Source organism: Methanosarcina barkeri str. Wiesmoor (assembly GCF_000969985.1).
Lineage (GTDB): Archaea > Halobacteriota > Methanosarcinia > Methanosarcinales > Methanosarcinaceae > Methanosarcina > Methanosarcina barkeri_B.
Genome location: NZ_CP009526.1, coordinates 4020089 through 4036562, shown reverse-complemented (window position 1 = coordinate 4036562; position 16474 = coordinate 4020089). Strand labels below are relative to the sequence as shown.

The 16474-nt window shown below is 37.5% G+C and carries 14 protein-coding genes, 1 tRNA gene and 1 pseudogene; 13 read left to right on the top strand and 3 right to left on the bottom strand.

Features of this window, described 5'->3' with window-relative positions; all coding sequences use genetic code 11:
* Window positions 1–193: 193 nt before the first annotated feature.
* A tRNA-Gly gene (locus MSBRW_RS16530) sits at window positions 194–265 on the top strand.
* Between the two features lie 513 nt (window positions 266–778).
* On the opposite strand, the gene MSBRW_RS16525 is transcribed toward MSBRW_RS16530, so the two are convergent.
* Window positions 779–1189, bottom strand: coding sequence for a PaaI family thioesterase (locus MSBRW_RS16525; RefSeq protein ID WP_011306636.1), 411 nt, complete (start codon window positions 1187–1189; stop codon window positions 779–781).
* Between the two features lie 469 nt (window positions 1190–1658).
* On the opposite strand from MSBRW_RS16525, the gene MSBRW_RS16520 reads away from it, so the two are divergent.
* The 10 genes from MSBRW_RS16520 (at window position 1659) to MSBRW_RS24095 (ending at window position 12847) form a co-directional block, all read left to right on the top strand.
* Window positions 1659–2843 (top strand): hypothetical protein, encoded by a 1185-nt coding sequence (locus tag MSBRW_RS16520; RefSeq protein ID WP_011306637.1) that lies wholly within the window; start codon window positions 1659–1661, stop codon window positions 2841–2843.
* 375 nt (window positions 2844–3218) lie between these two features.
* Window positions 3219–3461, top strand: coding sequence for a hypothetical protein (locus tag MSBRW_RS23675; RefSeq protein ID WP_230669820.1), 243 nt, complete (start codon window positions 3219–3221; stop codon window positions 3459–3461).
* Between the two features lie 30 nt (window positions 3462–3491).
* The gene (locus tag MSBRW_RS23670; RefSeq protein WP_230669818.1) at window positions 3492–3767 is read left to right on the top strand and encodes a hypothetical protein; all 276 of its coding nucleotides are present in this window, start codon (window positions 3492–3494) and stop codon (window positions 3765–3767) included.
* 875 nt (window positions 3768–4642) lie between these two features.
* Window positions 4643–4885, top strand: a complete 243-nt coding sequence (locus tag MSBRW_RS16510; protein WP_011306638.1) for a hypothetical protein — start codon at window positions 4643–4645, stop codon at window positions 4883–4885.
* 1080 nt (window positions 4886–5965) lie between these two features.
* Window positions 5966–6436 carry a rhodanese-like domain-containing protein gene (locus MSBRW_RS16505; RefSeq protein ID WP_048102722.1) on the top strand — a complete coding sequence of 157 codons (471 nt, stop codon included), beginning with the start codon at window positions 5966–5968 and terminating at the stop codon, window positions 6434–6436.
* A 708-nt stretch (window positions 6437–7144) separates the two neighbouring features.
* Window positions 7145–7534: a DUF2769 domain-containing protein gene (locus tag MSBRW_RS16500; RefSeq protein ID WP_011306640.1), complete on the top strand. Its 390-nt coding sequence runs from the start codon at window positions 7145–7147 to the stop codon at window positions 7532–7534.
* Window positions 7535–7882: 348 nt separating this feature from the next.
* The gene (locus tag MSBRW_RS16495) at window positions 7883–9898 is read left to right on the top strand and encodes a monovalent cation:proton antiporter family protein (protein ID WP_011306641.1); all 2016 of its coding nucleotides are present in this window, start codon (window positions 7883–7885) and stop codon (window positions 9896–9898) included.
* Between the two features lie 129 nt (window positions 9899–10027).
* Entirely contained in the window at window positions 10028–10621 is a 594-nt protein-coding gene (locus MSBRW_RS16490; RefSeq protein ID WP_011306642.1) for a Maf family nucleotide pyrophosphatase, read from the top strand.
* Window positions 10622–10857: 236 nt separating this feature from the next.
* Complete coding sequence (gene cysS, locus MSBRW_RS16485; protein ID WP_011306643.1) at window positions 10858–12273, top strand: cysteine--tRNA ligase; 1416 nt, start codon at window positions 10858–10860, stop codon at window positions 12271–12273.
* Between the two features lie 166 nt (window positions 12274–12439).
* Entirely contained in the window at window positions 12440–12847 is a 408-nt protein-coding gene (locus MSBRW_RS24095; RefSeq protein ID WP_048102723.1) for a CU044_2847 family protein, read from the top strand.
* Window positions 12848–13088: 241 nt separating this feature from the next.
* On the opposite strand, the gene tnpA is transcribed toward MSBRW_RS24095, so the two are convergent.
* Window positions 13089–13493, bottom strand: a complete 405-nt coding sequence (tnpA, locus tag MSBRW_RS16475) for an IS200/IS605 family transposase (protein ID WP_011306645.1) — start codon at window positions 13491–13493, stop codon at window positions 13089–13091.
* A gap of 36 nt (window positions 13494–13529) precedes the next feature.
* Between tnpA and tnpB the strand changes: the two are divergent.
* Together tnpB and MSBRW_RS16465 are read left to right on the top strand one after the other, a co-directional pair.
* Window positions 13530–14641, top strand: a pseudogene (gene tnpB, locus MSBRW_RS16470) (IS200/IS605 family element RNA-guided endonuclease TnpB).
* A gap of 262 nt (window positions 14642–14903) precedes the next feature.
* Window positions 14904–15827 carry a S16 family serine protease gene (locus tag MSBRW_RS16465; protein WP_011306648.1) on the top strand — a complete coding sequence of 308 codons (924 nt, stop codon included), beginning with the start codon at window positions 14904–14906 and terminating at the stop codon, window positions 15825–15827.
* Between the two features lie 172 nt (window positions 15828–15999).
* On the opposite strand, the gene MSBRW_RS20495 is transcribed toward MSBRW_RS16465, so the two are convergent.
* Window positions 16000–16461, bottom strand: coding sequence for a GNAT family N-acetyltransferase (locus MSBRW_RS20495; protein ID WP_052305871.1), 462 nt, complete (start codon window positions 16459–16461; stop codon window positions 16000–16002).
* Window positions 16462–16474: the final 13 nt, after the last annotated feature.

Genomic DNA, 16474 nt, shown 5'->3' with positions numbered 1-16474 from the left:
TTTGAAACTTTCTCTATTATACTGTTATTCCATTCGCAGGTCTTTATCGCTTTGCATCCTCAAATTTCAGAAATAGAGTTTTTCCTCTTTTCCTTGTAAACCAAATATCCCTGCCGTCCCCTCTTAGTTACCGAAACCTTTAATATCTAAAAGATGCATGAGAAGAATACACATCACTTCTGTACGTCTTCATGCGACTGTGGTTTAGCGGCTATGACCTGAGCTTCCCAAGCTTAGAACCCGGGTTCGAATCCCGGCGGTCGCATTGAAAATCATCAAAGTGAATCCTTTTTTGAATTATATTTCTTTTAATAAATATTTATTCCTCTAACACCATGCCAATTTACGTATGTAAATATGTTGTCTTGATCAAAAAAATTATTATTTAATATTAATTCTTTAATTTAGTTTTTTAAAACCAAGTATCTAATGTAAAAATTGAAAAATGACTGGATTTTTAACCAGAATTCTTTTCTTTTTATATCTAAAGTAGCGAAAAGAGTTCTTACTTTAAGAACGGATGTGGGAGAGTTTTAAAAAGATCGTGGCTTTGTCAGAGAAGCACAAAAAAATAGAATTGCTAGCTACCTCTTCAGGTCTAGATTAGAATTTTCTAACTTTTCTATGATTAGTTATGCTATCATAGGTGTGTTTGAGCACAAAAAGATTCGAAAATAATCTTTCTTGAGTATACATCTCCTTTGGAATCACGTTATTATTATCCCCGCTGATTTATTGAGATACACTCTTCTGGACTAAATGATACCCTCTTCCGGACTTAAATGCGGGAAAGCTCATCAAGTGAAATCTTTTTCCTGTAGCCCATACCCTGGAATATTGCTACAAGATCTCCTTTGTCATCAGTTATATTTACAGTATATGTTGAAATTTTGGGATTTATTGAGGTTTCTTTTGCTTCCGCTGTGAGAGTCTTGCCTGTTGCGGCTTTTACAAAAGAAATATTTGCATTGATAGCAACAGCAACATTGCCGTACGCATTTGACGCTGCAGCAAAAGTGAGATCTGCAAGGGTAAATATTGCACCTCCCTGAACGGTTTTCAGGGCATTAAGGTGCTTTTCCTCTATACTCATGATGGCTTTTGCATATCCCGGAGAGGCTTCTAAAAGTTCAATTCCTGAAACTGCAGCAAAATTGTCGTTCTTAAAAAATTTTTTAATATTTTCCATGTAATTACTCCAGTTATTGTGTCAGTAAAGTCGTGCTCTATTCTTCTTATTTTTAATTAAAGTTATTCTCTGAAATATAAACTTCCTTATTAACCTCTTACTTCTTAATCTGCCATTTTTCATTGGTTACATTTCTGCTGAGCTCTTTAATAAGTTCATCCCAAAACCATTTTTGTTCTCAAATAAAATAGTTTCATAACTATTTTCATGACCAGATATCCTATTAATTATTCAGAACATAAAATTCATAGAGATAGTTTTGAATTTTAGGTTAAACTCTATGGATACATGATGTATTATCACTTTTAAAATGCCTACTGATCATTAAAACCAGACTCATCTGCATAGTTAATAGAGATTAATTATTTATAAGCTGGCCGTTTATTATTTAGCGGATTTATATTAAATTAATTTTTATTTAATTAGATATGATCGGCCCAATGGTCGAGCTCGTATACGGGGGTAAATTATGAAAATGAAATTAATTGTTTCTCTGCTAGCGTTATGTCTAACGTTGTCGGTTGTGTCTGTGCAAGCGCAGACTGACACGGAAATGGCCGGAAATATGGAGGATATGAGTGCAATTTTGGCCGGAAAGATAGATGAAACCATTACCTGCAACATGACCGGAAATGCGGCTATGGTCGGTATGGATAATGTAAGCGGAAAAATGGAGAACATGACCGGTAAAATGAGTAACGTGACCGGTAAAATGGGTAACATGACCGGTAAAATGGGTAACATGACCGGGCCCATGACATCTAATGTGGTCGGAAAGGTAATCATAGTCAAAGACGTTGGAAATATGACCGAAAAAGCACTTATAATCGGCAAAATGGAGAATTTGCCCGGAAAAGTGGTTATTTTTGGAGAAATGGATAAAAGGGGCTTAATGGCCACAAAAATGGATAATATGTCAGCCGGAAATATGTCTGCCGGAATGGACGCAAGAATGGAGAACGTGTCCGGAATGGCCGAAAACCTGCAGAACATGACCATTGTCAAGGTTGGAACCATGACTGGAACCGTGACATACAATATGACCCCAAATATGGAAAACATGACCGGAATGGCCACAAAAATGGATAACATGTCAGCTGGAAGAATGGAAAACCTGACAGTGCTCATGGCTGGAGATATGACTGGAACCATAACATGTGATCTAACTGGAAAAATGATTATAATCAGAAACATGGGTAGTATGGAAGAAGTGACCGGAAAAATTTATAATATTCTCGGAATGGCCGGAGAAATGGAAATGGAAAACATAACTGAAAAAATGGAAAACATAACCAGGCCCACGACGTGTAACATGACCGGAGGCATGATTATACTTAAAGATATGGATAATATGGCCTCAATGGCCGAAAAAATGGATAATATGCCCGGAATGGCCGATAAAATGGGTTATATGGGGGGAATGGATGCAAATACGGTTGTACTCGAGGATATGGACATGACTGGAATGGCTGGAAAAATGGAAAACATGACCAGAATGCCCGAAAATATGAGTGTAACCGGAAAAAAGATTATGATCCGAAATATGGATGATATGACTCAAATAATAACTAGAACCGTTACATGCAACATTACCGGAAATACGACTATGATTAAGAACACGGGAAACATAACCGAAAAATTGGGTATGAGGTAACTATTGATCGGTAAAATGTTCATGTAATGAAGATGAATAAGGAAAGGAATTACTTTGTCAGTTTGATTGGAAAATCCGACTCAGGAAGTAGAGGCTGCAAATCTATAGTATTTACAGTTCTTTACTCCTTTATTTTTCTAGTTTTTTACCGTGCATTATCTACTCGATATGTTTGCCTGATATCCAAAATCAACCTTCAGGTCTATTTCTGCTCTTACTGGACATTCAAGGTTAAACAAATTTGCGGGCTAAAATAGATTTATTAATAAGTATATAAATAGACTAAGAAGTCTTATTATATTTATCCGTTCTTTCTTTTAACAATGGAAGTGCACTAATCTGCATGTGAGCATATACTTTGATTAGGGTAAACACATGGATAAAGATCAATTGAAAGAAGAAAGAATGGAGTTACTTTCCCAGATTAATTCTCTTTTTGATTTTCCTCTCATGTTACTGTCAATCTTATGGCTGATTCTTATTATTATTGACTTAGTGTATGGTCTTTCTCCTACCTTACAGACATTAAGTTTTTTTATCTGGGGAATATTTATAGTTGATTTTTTTATCGAACTGGAAGTTTCTCCGAATAAGAAGGGTTATTTAAAGGAAAACTGACTTGTCGCTTTTTCTCTGTGTTTGCCTGCCTTGAGAATTCTTAGGTTATTTAGCGGATTCAGGCTGGTCAGGTTTGCAAACTCTGTCAGGTCTCTTAATCTGGCTAGGGTTCTTTCTTCTTTTAATCGGAGCTTAAGAACAGTCCGGCAGATAATGAGGCAGCGAGGTTTGAGATATATCCTGCTGCTTACAACTTTGATTACTCTACTTGGAGCCGCGGAGATGTACGATTTTGAGCGACAAGGTTTTACTTCTTATTTGGATGCTCTCTGGTGGACAGCAATGATTATGACTACAATAAAGTAATTACTGGCCAATAACCGCTGAAGGAAGGATACTTGCCTTTCTATTATCGGTTTATGCTTTTTCCATTTTCGGATATGTAACTGCGGCCCTTGCAAGCTTTCTTGTCGGAAGTGAAAAGTCGTCCTCAAAAGAGATTGAAGAACTGCGCAGCGAAGTACAGCGTCTTTCCAGTGAAATTAGCAGGTTTTCAGAAAGGGAAAAAAAGTAGATTTGAAAAAGTTCTCAATCATTTTTGCTACTGGTTCTTGTTTTTTTCCTAATTCCTGCCCTATCATTTATCAGGCAAAAACCGATAAAATTTGCAGGTCTTACATAACTAAAATTCGTTTTTAATTAAATTCCTTGAACTGATAAGGACATTTCAAATTTTGGAGTGAGTACGAACGCTCTCTGAATTAAGCATAAATTAGTTTTTGGAATAAGTCTATTAACAAAAAAGGGTGCGGCTCAAGATAATTATCTATACAAAATAAAATTATATAAAACAAGCTGTAAATAGTATATTATTAAATATATTCTTTTAATTAACAATGGTTTCTTATTTATATTTCTGTATCTATTATATTCTTTGAGTATAATCTCCTGTTGATATGTACTATTTGTTGGGGGCAACTTAAGATCATTTTAATCGGCAAATTTTTTTCGGCACATAAAATAAGAACAAAATCTGTCAGTAACATGTCTTCTAGAATTATATCAATAACTAAGTGATAAAATAATGTTTAAGTGCTGTATCTACCGATAAAAGTGATTGAAACACCAACAGCTTAGTCGTATCAAATTATAGGAGTGTGTACAAATGAGAATACTTAAGAAGACAATGAGCGTGTTAGTGCTGGTCTTTTTTGTAGCATCACTAACAGCTGGATCAGCCAGTGCAGGCTATTGGAATAACAATTGCGACTGCGGCAAGGATAAATGCTGTGACTGGGGATACGGAGATAAATGCTGTCACAAAGATAAATGCTGTCACAAAGATAAATGCTGTCACAAAGATAAATGTGGATGCGGATGCGACTGTGACTTTGACTTCGACGCCTTCTTTGGAGGTAGCTTCTTCGGATGCGATGGCCTCTTCGGAAATGTTTGCTTCTTCGGAACAGGCAACTCCTGGATGAATGGCTGGAATGACTGTTGTTAACTAGACTGTCATAATATAGTTAAAGCATGATTACTCATTCGTAATGTCTTACATCAGGCTGCAGGGACCATTAAGTCCTCAATAGTTCAAGTTTAGAGTTTCTATAGGGGAGTACTCTTAACAGAAATTACGTTTAAGTAATAAAAGAAGTATGAGCGCGTACCTCTATCACATATATTATGAATTAGACAGTTTAAAGTCTTATGCGACTGGTTCTTTAGTTTAACTGTGTAGTTTCTTTCTCTATACTGGATGGCAGTCATCGAAGTGGATTTACGAATGAGCCTCGTTTCATTTTTCTTAAATTTTGTAATCTAAAAAACATCTCGAATTTTTTGGAAAGTTTCTTCATTTCTGAATTTTAAGTATACTGACTTTTAAGTATGGCTTGATTAAGGAAAAAAATCCTGAGACTCAAATTAATAACTTCTACTTTGTGCCTGGTGATTAGAGTTATACTAGTGCATTGATTCCAAAGTACGTCAGGGATGAATTTTTTGAAAACCACTGGAAGTGCGGAAGACACGGAAATAAGTAGTAAAGGCGCGGCTTTTCCGTGCTTTTCGTGTTTTCCGTGCTTTCCTTGGTTTGCAATACCAGATCGAGTTTTTCCTTAGTTTGTAATATCCAGATCGAGTTACTCTGCGACTGGTTGCGTTTTTTGTGTTACAGAATTCCATTTGACTTTTAAATAATGCTTGCGTTATAAGCTGTAATTATTTGCTTATTATGCATCTATTTGATAATCGATGCGCTAGAGTTATACTTTTCTTGTTACTGATTTAATTTATACAGGGTCTTTCTCTTAATTCTCAATTAACTTTTTTTCTGATTTAGCTAAACCTTTAGTGCTGTTTTCTGATTCAGCATTTGCCCAATAAATGGCTAGATTGAAGATCACTAATAAAAATAAAAAGAAATTTAATGTGTAAGCTGGTTTAATTTGTTTAAGGATTTACAGAAATAAAGAGTTCATAGAAACCTTGTGTATTCTGCAAAGGAATAAATGTATCTATTAACTTTTAAGGGTCTCATTTATAGCGCTGGAGGAACTTGGTTGAATAAAGGAAATTTGATGTATTTTGGTTCTCTTATTTTCCTGTTTCTGGTAGTATTTTTAATCTTTTCGGAACAGAGAACGGAAAAAACCTCAGGACTTGAAAAAGTAAGTGTACAGGAGGCAAAAGAGATGATTGAGAAAGGCGATGTATTCGTACTTGATGTTCGTACGCCTGATGAGTTTAACTCATCTCATATTAAAGGAGCGACCTTAATTCCCTTAAGCAATGCCTTTGGATCAAATTTGAGTTCAGAGAGTCTGCTTAAAGCTCATATAGACGAAGTACCTAAAGAGAAAATACTGGTTTACTGCAGAACAGGACGCAGAAGTGATACAGCAGGTAGAATGCTTGTAAACGCAGGATATACCCAGGTTTATAATATGGTAGGAGGTATCATTGCCTGGACAGATGCAGGATATCCGGTTGTCAGTTCGGAAGATACGGAGTCTGAAGGCTCACATAATTGAAATTACATAGTCTGTGCTTCTAATCGGTATCATATCACCTATAAGGAGCCGGTTTTATCGGTCACAACTTTCTTATTTACAACTTTCTTATTTTTATTTTTTCACTTCTCAGCGAGCCAATAATTCTAATTATCCTCCTTTTTTTCAATATCTTTCAATTGAAACCTGTTTTCTTTCAATTGCGGTAACCTCAAATTAAATAACCTTAAATGCAGTAGCCTCTTAAGATCACTACTACATATCCGCTCTGCGATTACTCTATACTCGTTCGTAAAATCGCTGTGTCTTTAGCTCAGGGGATATAAGCGTCAACTTCTCCTCTATTCTTTTCAGTATTCTTTAACTTCATATAGATCATCGGATAATTTAATATTAGATTAAGGTATGCGAAAACCAAGCAACCTTTATCCAAGAGTCTACCATCAGGCTTAGTAGGTCGTAGAAAAACTTTCGACTCAAGCTTGTAACTACGTAAAGCCGAAACGAGCGAAAGAGCGAGACTCAGTACGGACGGTTCAGCCGGAATTAAAGCCTTTGGAGATGCCGATGGTCATCTATGAATTCGGAAGCCGCTAAGTCTTTAGCTTAGTGGCAGTTCACTCTCTAGACCTCTAAATTTACAATGAACTATAAATTATAAAATTTGTATTATATTATTACGTGGGGGATAAAAACCAATTTGAGTATTAAGTTTGGGGGTAATAGAATATGGGAAGAGATGCACCAATCGAAGAGAAGAGTACTATAACACCTAGAGATCGAAATGTAACTTTTGAAAGAGGCACGGAGTTTGTGGTTCCTTATGTAGAAAAAAATATTAGCAGGTGTAGGTGCTCGCAGTGCCCAGTTCAGGCTAAGAGTCAATGTGCACAGAGTGAAGTTCAGAGTGCAAAACAGGCATTGAAGAATGCGCCCGCAGGTGAAGTTCCAGACCCAGAAAATGTTCCGGGTGTTTATTGCTCGGAAGGTACGGCCCCATGTCAGGACCTTGACTTTGACAGGCAATGTATCTGCAGTTCATGTGAGGTCTGGAAGGAATATGATCTAAAAAATGCAAATCCAAACAACCATTTCTGTCAACATGGCAGAGCGACTTGATCTTTTACTTCTTTGATATACTCAACATACTTTATTTATTTATCAATTTTTCATCGGCTCTTATATTTAATATTTAAATAGTGTATCTAAGTTTCACTTATTTTTCACTTGTTTTTCATTTATTTTCCTTAGTTTTAGATTTCTATGGAAGCAGTTTTCTGGATTTATGAAAATTTGGTCTCTCACCGAAAATACTATATCTTTTAATAAATATTGTTATTGATCAGTCAAAACATTTTGGGGTTGGCAGATATAATTCTAATGTTTAATCCTAGGGCCTATCTTAGGTTTTTTAAGATTTCTAAAGGTTCAGATAATCCTATTTCAATTTATGGAGGAGCAAGATAAATGGTATCCTCTTTACTGGCAAACGTTGACGTACTTCTTGGTTTTGCTATCTTAATTCTTACTATTTTCTACAGATTTCAAGTTCCTCCTGTACTTGGTTTTCTTGTAACCGGAATGCTGATTGGTCCATATGGGCTTGGTATTCTCAATGGAGGACAGAATGAACTAAATGCCGATCTCGGTGTAATCTTTTTGCTTTTTACAATTGGAGTTGATCTCTCCTTAAAAGAACTATGGAAGATGAAAAAGGCTTTATTTTTGGGTGGAATTCTCCAGATCCTCTTAACTACGTTTCTTACCCTTATTATTTGTTCATCTTTAGGTTTTAGCTCGGCTACCTCTGTTTTTTTCGGTTTCTTGATTTCACTTAGCAGTACTGCAATAGTACTCAAAGTCCTCCAGGACAGAAACGAAGTTTATACACAACATGGGAAAACCTCACTCGCAATTTTGATATTTCAGGATCTCGCTATTGTCCCCCTAATTCTTATTACTCCATTATTGGCTGGAGACTCTCTGAATTTTGAAGGTTCACTTTCAACTGTTTTTCTTAAAGGTTCATTGGTCATTCTGGTTTTTATCCTGAGTGCCAAGTTCCTGATTCCCTATATATTCTACCATGTGGGCAGGACAGGCAATAAAGAATTATTCCTTGTAAGCGTTGTCTTCATTTGCCTTTCTACTGCTCTTTTTACTTCAAGTATCGGACTGTCTCTTGCCCTGGGTGCGTTTTTAGCTGGAATTGTCATATCAGGTTCCCAGTACAGCCAGCAAGCAATGGGCAATATTGTACCTTTGAGAGATATGTTCATGAGCTTCTTTTTTGTATCTGTAGGGATGCTCTTGAACGTCGGATATTTGCTTGATCATCTCCCTATCCTTATTCTTGCTTCAATTGCCTTAATTTTTGTAAAATCAATTGCAGGAGTAACTATAACTTTTCTTCTCGGCTACCCACTCCGTACAGCTATATTGGCAGGGCTTGCGTTGTCTCAGGTAGGAGAATTTTCTTTTGTTCTATCCAGATTGGGGGTGGAATATTCTCTCCTGACTGAAGAGACTTACCAGGCGTTTCTTGCAGTTTCTATACTTACTATGGGAGTTACACCTTTTTTGATTAATGCTTCCTACAAGCCTGTTGATTTCCTTGTCACAAAAGTTTCAGGAACAACCAATGGCCTGAAGCTAATACATGGCTTATATTCGGAACCTATTAAAGAAGAGGAACAGGCTGAGCCTGAAATGAAAGACCATTTAATCATCGTAGGTTTTGGTTTTTCCGGAAGAACAGTCTCGAAGGCTGCAAAAGCCGCAGGCATCCCTTATATTATTGTAGAAGCAAACCCTGAAACTGTTATTCAGGAAAAACAGAACGGGGGGAACATCCACTATGGAGATGCAACTTTTGAGGCTGTACTGGAACATGCAGGCGTTAAGAGTGCAAGAGTTCTTATTATTGGGATCTCGGATTCGACCGCCACAGGTAAGATAGTAGAAATTGCAAAAAAATTAAATCCGAACATCTGCATCATCGCAAAAGTAAGGGATCTGCAGGAAATGAAACGCCTCAATTCCCTAGGAGCGGATGAAATCATCCCCGAGGAGTACGAAACCTCAGTAGAAATCTTTGTCCGAGTGCTGGAAAAGTATCTGGTTCCGAGAGAAAACATTGAAAAACTCGTAAATGATGTGCGGGCTAATGACTACCGGATGCTGCGGAAATTGTCCGGGAATATATGTGATGATAGCGAGTTCAGTATAAAAGAGGGGCTTCCGGGAGTTGATATTCAGGTCCTTAAAGTGGAGGATGGTTCAAGTTTCGATGGAAAAGCTCTTGAAGACCTGAACTTTAGAAAAAAACACGGAGTTACAGTACTTTCGGTTCGCAGAGGCTCGGATCTGATTTACACTCCAGAAGGTAATTTCATCCTTCAGGCAAAAGATGCCTGTATCCTTCTGGGAAAACCTGAGGATCTTTGCAATATCAGGAGATTCTTTGAAAGTATTCATGGATAATCAACAAGTTCACTAATCAAAATTTCACGAATTAATTCCCATGTCTTCTCTATCTGCAATACAAATATTAATTTCCATGTCTTCTCTATCTGCAATACAAATATATCCTATGCGTCCTGAGTTTTTTCCATGCGTCAGATAATTCTCGCATCTGCATCTCCAAGGCGAAAAGAATTGCTTAAACAACTTATAGGAGATAACTTTCTGGTCTATGCCAGTTCCTACGAGGAATCTCCTTGCCCTGGCATGCACCCTAAAGAACTTCTCTTAAAGCACTCCGCCGAAAAAGCCAGAGATGTGGCTAAGCATTTCAATTCCGGGCTTGTAATTTCTGCTGATACCTCGGTGTTTTTTAATGGAGAACTCCTGGGAAAACCCAAATCTTCCGAAGAGGCAGAGAAAATGCTGAAACTCTTAAGTGGACAGCGATTCCTGGTTATAACCGGGCTTACAGTCCTTGACCTTGACAGCGGGAAAGAAATCAGTGAACTGAAATCCACGACAGTCTGGATGGACAAAATAAGTAATGAACAGATTTCAGCCTATGTCAGAACAGGAGAACCTCTTGATAAAGCAGGGGCTTTTGCTGTTCAGGGAAAAGGGGCAGCCTTTGTGGAAAAAATCGAGGGTGATTTCTTTAACGTCGTAGGTCTCCCTCTTTTCCGTCTTGGAAAGATCCTGCAGAAAGCTGGAGTATCTATATTTGAGGAAGGTCTATCCTGAAAACCATTGTACTGCAACCGCTATGATGTTTGATCCTTTCGTTGCTTAAATTTTCGGTCAAGCCTTTTAAAAAAAGGCTTGCGGTAAAAGTAATAAAGTATATCTGACCAATTAGGTAATAAGAAATGATTAAAATAACTCTAAATCGAATTTGGATACATTAAAAAAGTTTTGTTTCATTTCTATATTCATTTCTATAATTACTTCAGGTACTTAGATCTCCAGAGGCGTTCCGGATGCTCCAGGTTTACAATACTCTTACACGAAAGAAAGAGGTTTTCAAACCTTTAAAGGAAGGCGAAGTTTCGATTTACGCCTGCGGGCCTACAGTTTACAACATGCCGCATATAGGCAACTATCGTACTTTTCTGATGGCAGATAATATTGTGAGAAGTCTTGAGTACCTCGGATATAAAGTAAAACTTGTAATGAATATTACTGATATAGATGACAAAACTATCCGGGATTCGAAAGCAGCCGGAATGTCCCTTAAGGATTTTACGGATAAATACACGGCAGAGTTTTTTAAAGGCCTTGATATGCTGAACATAAAAAGAGCTTCAGCTTACCCTAGGGCTACGGAAAATATTGACAGCATGATTGAACTTACGCAAAAGCTAATAGATAAGGGGATGGCTTATGAAAAAGGTGGGTCGGTCTATTACAGAATTTCGTCATTTCCGGATTATGGCAAACTTTCAAAGCTTGATTTTGATAGCATTATAATTGGTGCATCGGTGGACGTGGATGAATATGATAAAGATAATCCCCGCGATTTCGCTCTCCTGAAAACTTCAACCCCTGAGGAAATTGAAAGGGGAATTTATTATGAAAGCCCATGGGGGAAAATCCGTCCTGGCTGGCATATCGAATGCTCAGTGATGGCCATGAACTGCTTTGGGCCCACTCTGGATATGCATTTAGGTGGAGTGGACCTTATTTTTCCTCACCACGAAAATGAGATTGCACAATCGGAAGGAGCAACAGGAAAACCGTTTGCATGCTACTGGATTCACGGAGAACATCTTATAGTAGAAGGAGAGAAGATGAGCAAGTCCAAAGGAAACGTCTTCACCTTGCCCGAGATTGTCGGGAAGTACGGTGGGGAAGTTGTGCGTTTCATGTTTCTCTCAGTCCACTATCGTAAAAAATTGGACTATTCTGATGCTTTTGCCGAAAATGCAAAGAACAATTATTTACGGCTTAAAGAAACGCTTGAGAACCTTGAATTTAGCCTGGAAAGCGCAGAGAATACAGATTATCCTGGAGATGAAGAAGTTCTTAAAATCCTCCCTGAACTTGAAACACAGTTCAGAGAAGCTCTTGAGGACGATTTCAACATCCCGAAAGCTTTAACGGTTTTTAAGGAGCTTTCCCGTACAGCTAACAAGTATCTTGAATCCGAAAAAAATCGACATGTCCTTGAGAAGCTCTATTCCCTTTACAGGCAGTTTTCAGATACCCTGGGCCTCTTTTCCGAATCCGGAAAAAAGGAAATCCCCACAGAAGTGATGAGACTGGTTGAAGAGCGTGAAGCTGCCAGAAAAAAGAAAGATTGGACAGTTTCAGATGCTATCAGAGAAAAAATAAAATCCCTGGGATATATCGTACAGGATACAAAAGAAGGACCAAATGTAAAAGAAACCGAATAAAGTTAATAGGGCATTTAAGGTCTGAACTTTAGCTTAAATCATTAAAACGTCAATAATTATTTATCCATATATATACAATTTTACTTGCGTTAATCTATTCTTACTCAGGGTCACACTCTCTTTTTCTATGAGGCGTGACCATATCACCTAATGGGGGGAGCAGTTTCTGGATAAAGTCACTGTTGATGAAAAAGTCACTGTTGATGAAAAGGTTATTGAGAATTCCGGCAGAGAGGCCTTAAAAGCAGGGTGTATTTTAGCCGAACTGGGGCACGCTCCAGGTACAGTAAAAAAATTTGCGCTCGTATCTCCGAAAGCCCTGGAAGAGAAATCCAAGGAATCATTTGATAATGCGATGCTTATGATTAAGGAGATTTCTAAAAAAGTTGTAGACAATCTAGAGGAAACTCCTCCTGAATTCAGGCCATGTCAGGTGGAACTGACTTTTAACTTACTTCTGACTATGAATGGAAAAGCAGTTATCACCAAATCGGAAAATGAGAAAAACCTGAAAGTAATGTTAATGTGGAAGAATAAAGGAGAGGAGGCTGAGAAGGAAATCCCTGAAAAATAAGGTTAAAACTAGGTCTATACAGTTATATAAGTTTTTAATATAAGCATATGGGTTAGGATCGAAGATTTCCTGAATCCATATATTTACTTCTCGGTAGCCAATTTCATTTCTTGGTAACCAGGATATTCATCCATTGATATCTTTATTGGTATCAGGATATTTACTTCTCGGTATCCAATATTTTATAGGTCAAAGCGTAAAACCCCGAAGTCTTTAGCTTCGTGGGATATAAGCGTCAACTTCACCCCTGATTTCGTATATAATATTCTGCCGCCTCTTTACTAACATTTCCGATTGTAGACGCAAAATAACCATCACTCCATAACGTATTTTCACTCCAATAATACTTTTCACGATACTCTTTTTGTGTTTTCCATATTCTGTTCGTAGATTCTTGTTTCAATTTTCTGACAATTGACAAAACACTAACTTTCGGCACACTCTTAATCAGAAAATGTATGTGATCTTTGTCTGTTTCCATTTCAAGGATTTCAAAATCTGATTCTTCTGCAATATCAAACATAATCTGTTTGAGTTCTTCGCTAATCAGTTCAAGTATGATTTTTCGGTATTTGCAAACGAAAATAATGTGGTACATTAACAAAAATTTGCTATGATTCCGAGTTTCATACTTTATATTTACCAAAAACTATATGTATTGTTAAAGCATATACTACCCTGTATGATGAAAGTGTTCAAATTTAGACTCTATCCTACAACTATACAAGCTACTCAATTGAATCAGCATATAGGTAGCTGTAGATTTGTCTACAATTGGGCGTTGGATCAAAAAATTAAAACTTATGAACAGACAGGAAAATCTATTTCCAGATTTGACTAAACAAAAAGATTCCTGTCTTGAAATCTTCTAATGAATGGTTAGGAAAAGTCAATTCTCAATCATTGCAGGGAATGACTAAGCAGGTTGAGTCTGCTTTCACCAGATTTTTCAGAGAAAAGAATGGATTTCCTAAGTTTAAATCAAAGAAAAATCCAATTCAATCATTTCCTATACCCCAACACTATTCTGTGAATTTTGAAAACAACACAGTTAAGCTTCCAAAAATTGGGGAAATCAAAGCAGTTCTTCATAGGAAGTTTGAAGGCGAGCTTAAAACAGCTACCGTTTCAAGGTCTTGCAAAGGGAATTACTACATTAGTATCCTTGTTGAAGATGAAATAGAACTTCCCGAAAAACAGGAATTCTACGAATCAACAACCGTAGGAATTGATGTAGGTATTAAAGACTTTGCGGTACTCTCAACAGGTGAAAAAATAGAGAATCCTAAGTATCTTAAAAACTCCCTCAAGAGACTTAAAGTACTTCAGAAAAGAGTTTCAAGGAAACAAAAAGGTTCAAAGAACAGAGCAAAAGCCAAAAAGAGGCTTGCTGTACTCCATGAGAATATAAGCAATCAGAGAAAGGATTTCCAGAACAAACTCTCTTTTAGACTTGTTAGCGAAAACCAAGCTATAGCTCTGGAAACTCTGAATGTTAAAGGAATGCAGAAGAATCATCACTTATCACAGTCTATAATTGATTCTGCATGGAGCAGTTTTGTAACAAAACTAGAGTATAAAGCTGAATGGTACGGAAAAACCATCCTGAGAATTGGGCAATTTGAACCATCTTCTAAAGTATGTCATGTTTGTGGGTATCATAATTCAGATTTGGCATTAAAAGATAGAGAATGGACTTGCCCAGACTGTAAAACTGTGTTAGATAGAGACATAAATGCCGCTATCAATATCAAGAAATTTGCTCTCATAGATCAAAATCTAATTGGATTGTGACACCTGCGGAACGCGGGGAAGAGCCTGGGGACGTGTTCTCAAAAGAGAAAGGAATGAACCAGGAAGCCCCTGAGTCTTTAGCTCAGGGGTAGTTCACTTCTCGGTAATCAACATATTCATTTATTGGTAATTATATTCACCTATTGGGTCTTTACGTCAAATTCTGTGGTTATATGTTATAAATGTCTCTTGCAGTTTTCCTGCATGGTTTCCAGAAAGAAAAATAATTATTTACGAAGCAAGTTAAAAAGTGGTAGGTGGTATGAAGTCCAAACTTCTTGTTTTTTTACTGGCTATTTCGCTTGTTGCAAACGCTTACTTTGTCCTGTTTGAAGAACAGCCTTCCTTTGAGGAAGGGCAAGTCCAGGATATGCAGACTCGCCTAAATTACCTTGAAGCGGAAAATGAAAACCTTAAGACGCAGATAAATCAGAGTAATGAGTCGCTTCAGTCTTATGCTTTTCAGTTAAAATCCTATCGCGAAAAAGTATTTGAGCTTGAAAATGGCTCTCAAACATGTCCGACAGGAGTTGAAGGTTTTGCTACCCTTCAGGGGCCTGCAGTTTTCCAGAAAGTTGAACTTGAGAGGTCGGGTCCTTTTATCCAGAGAAATGTTTCTGAGAAGGGAGCTTTGCTCAATATTTCAGCTGAGGTCCAGCCAGGAAAAGGTCGTGTGCTTGTCCAGACAACTCCTTTGATGGGTGTGGTCTTCCAGGGTGCTGCAAACACTGCAGTTTTCGTTGCTGAAAACAAAACCGGTAGACAAATGTCAAGCAGTGATATTATTTTCAGCATTACCGCTTCGAATGAAACTCCGGGAGTCGATGGTCCCAGCGCAGGAGCTCTCATGACCCTGCTTACGATTTCAGCCATTGATAACAATACCAAACTGAACAATAGTATAACTCTCACAGGCACAATTGATGATAAAGGCAATGTCGGTCAGATAGGTGGAGTTCTGGAAAAAGCGAAGGCAGCAAAAGCCGGGGGCAAAACCCTTTTCCTCATTCCGAGGGAAAACAGCCAGCTTGTTATATATAAATATGTAGAACGGCAGCTTGGCGGTTTCAATGTCATTGAGCAGAAGCCGGAAATCGTAGATGCTAAAGAGTACATAGAGAAAGAGGTGGGAATCAACATCGAGTACGTGGATACTATTGATGATATACTTAAGTATGAGAAGTAAAATCTAGATTTGAATATTTACTGTAATTCGGATTATATCTTTGATTCTTTTTCCGGGGCTTCTCTTTCTTCCCGGAACTTTATCTTGCTGCTGCAAATCGTTTCCTTGAGGTTTTGAAAAACCAATCTGACTGATAAGAGTTCTGTCAAAAGAGTTCTGTCAACAACAATTTTTATTTATCTTCAAGCTTTTTGACCATTTTGTAATACCTTAAGTTTTGCTCATTTTTCACGGGAATTAAGTCTTCAGCCTGTGTTTCATAGCCAAGAGCCCTATAGAAAGAGTATGCTACAAATGAAGCGTCCAGATCCATTATCCTGACTCCATTTTCCACGGCCTTTTCTTCAAGCCCGTGCATAATTCTCTTTCCAAGTCCCTTGTTTTGATATGCCGGCTTTACAAAGACTCTTCTGGCGTTTGAACCAAGAAGAGTTCCTGTCCCTATCATGTCTCTCCCGCAGGTAAGAATCAGGGAATATCCGTTGAGTATATCGTTAAGGATATTCTTTGTGTTGTGGTACTCTTTGAAATAATCAATAGCTTCGTAGGAATAAGCGCCGGGATAACATGCATCAATTGTCTCGTATATCAACAGTTTCAGTTCTTTAATGTCTTCAAGTTTTGCTGTTCTCATTTTTATTTCTTCG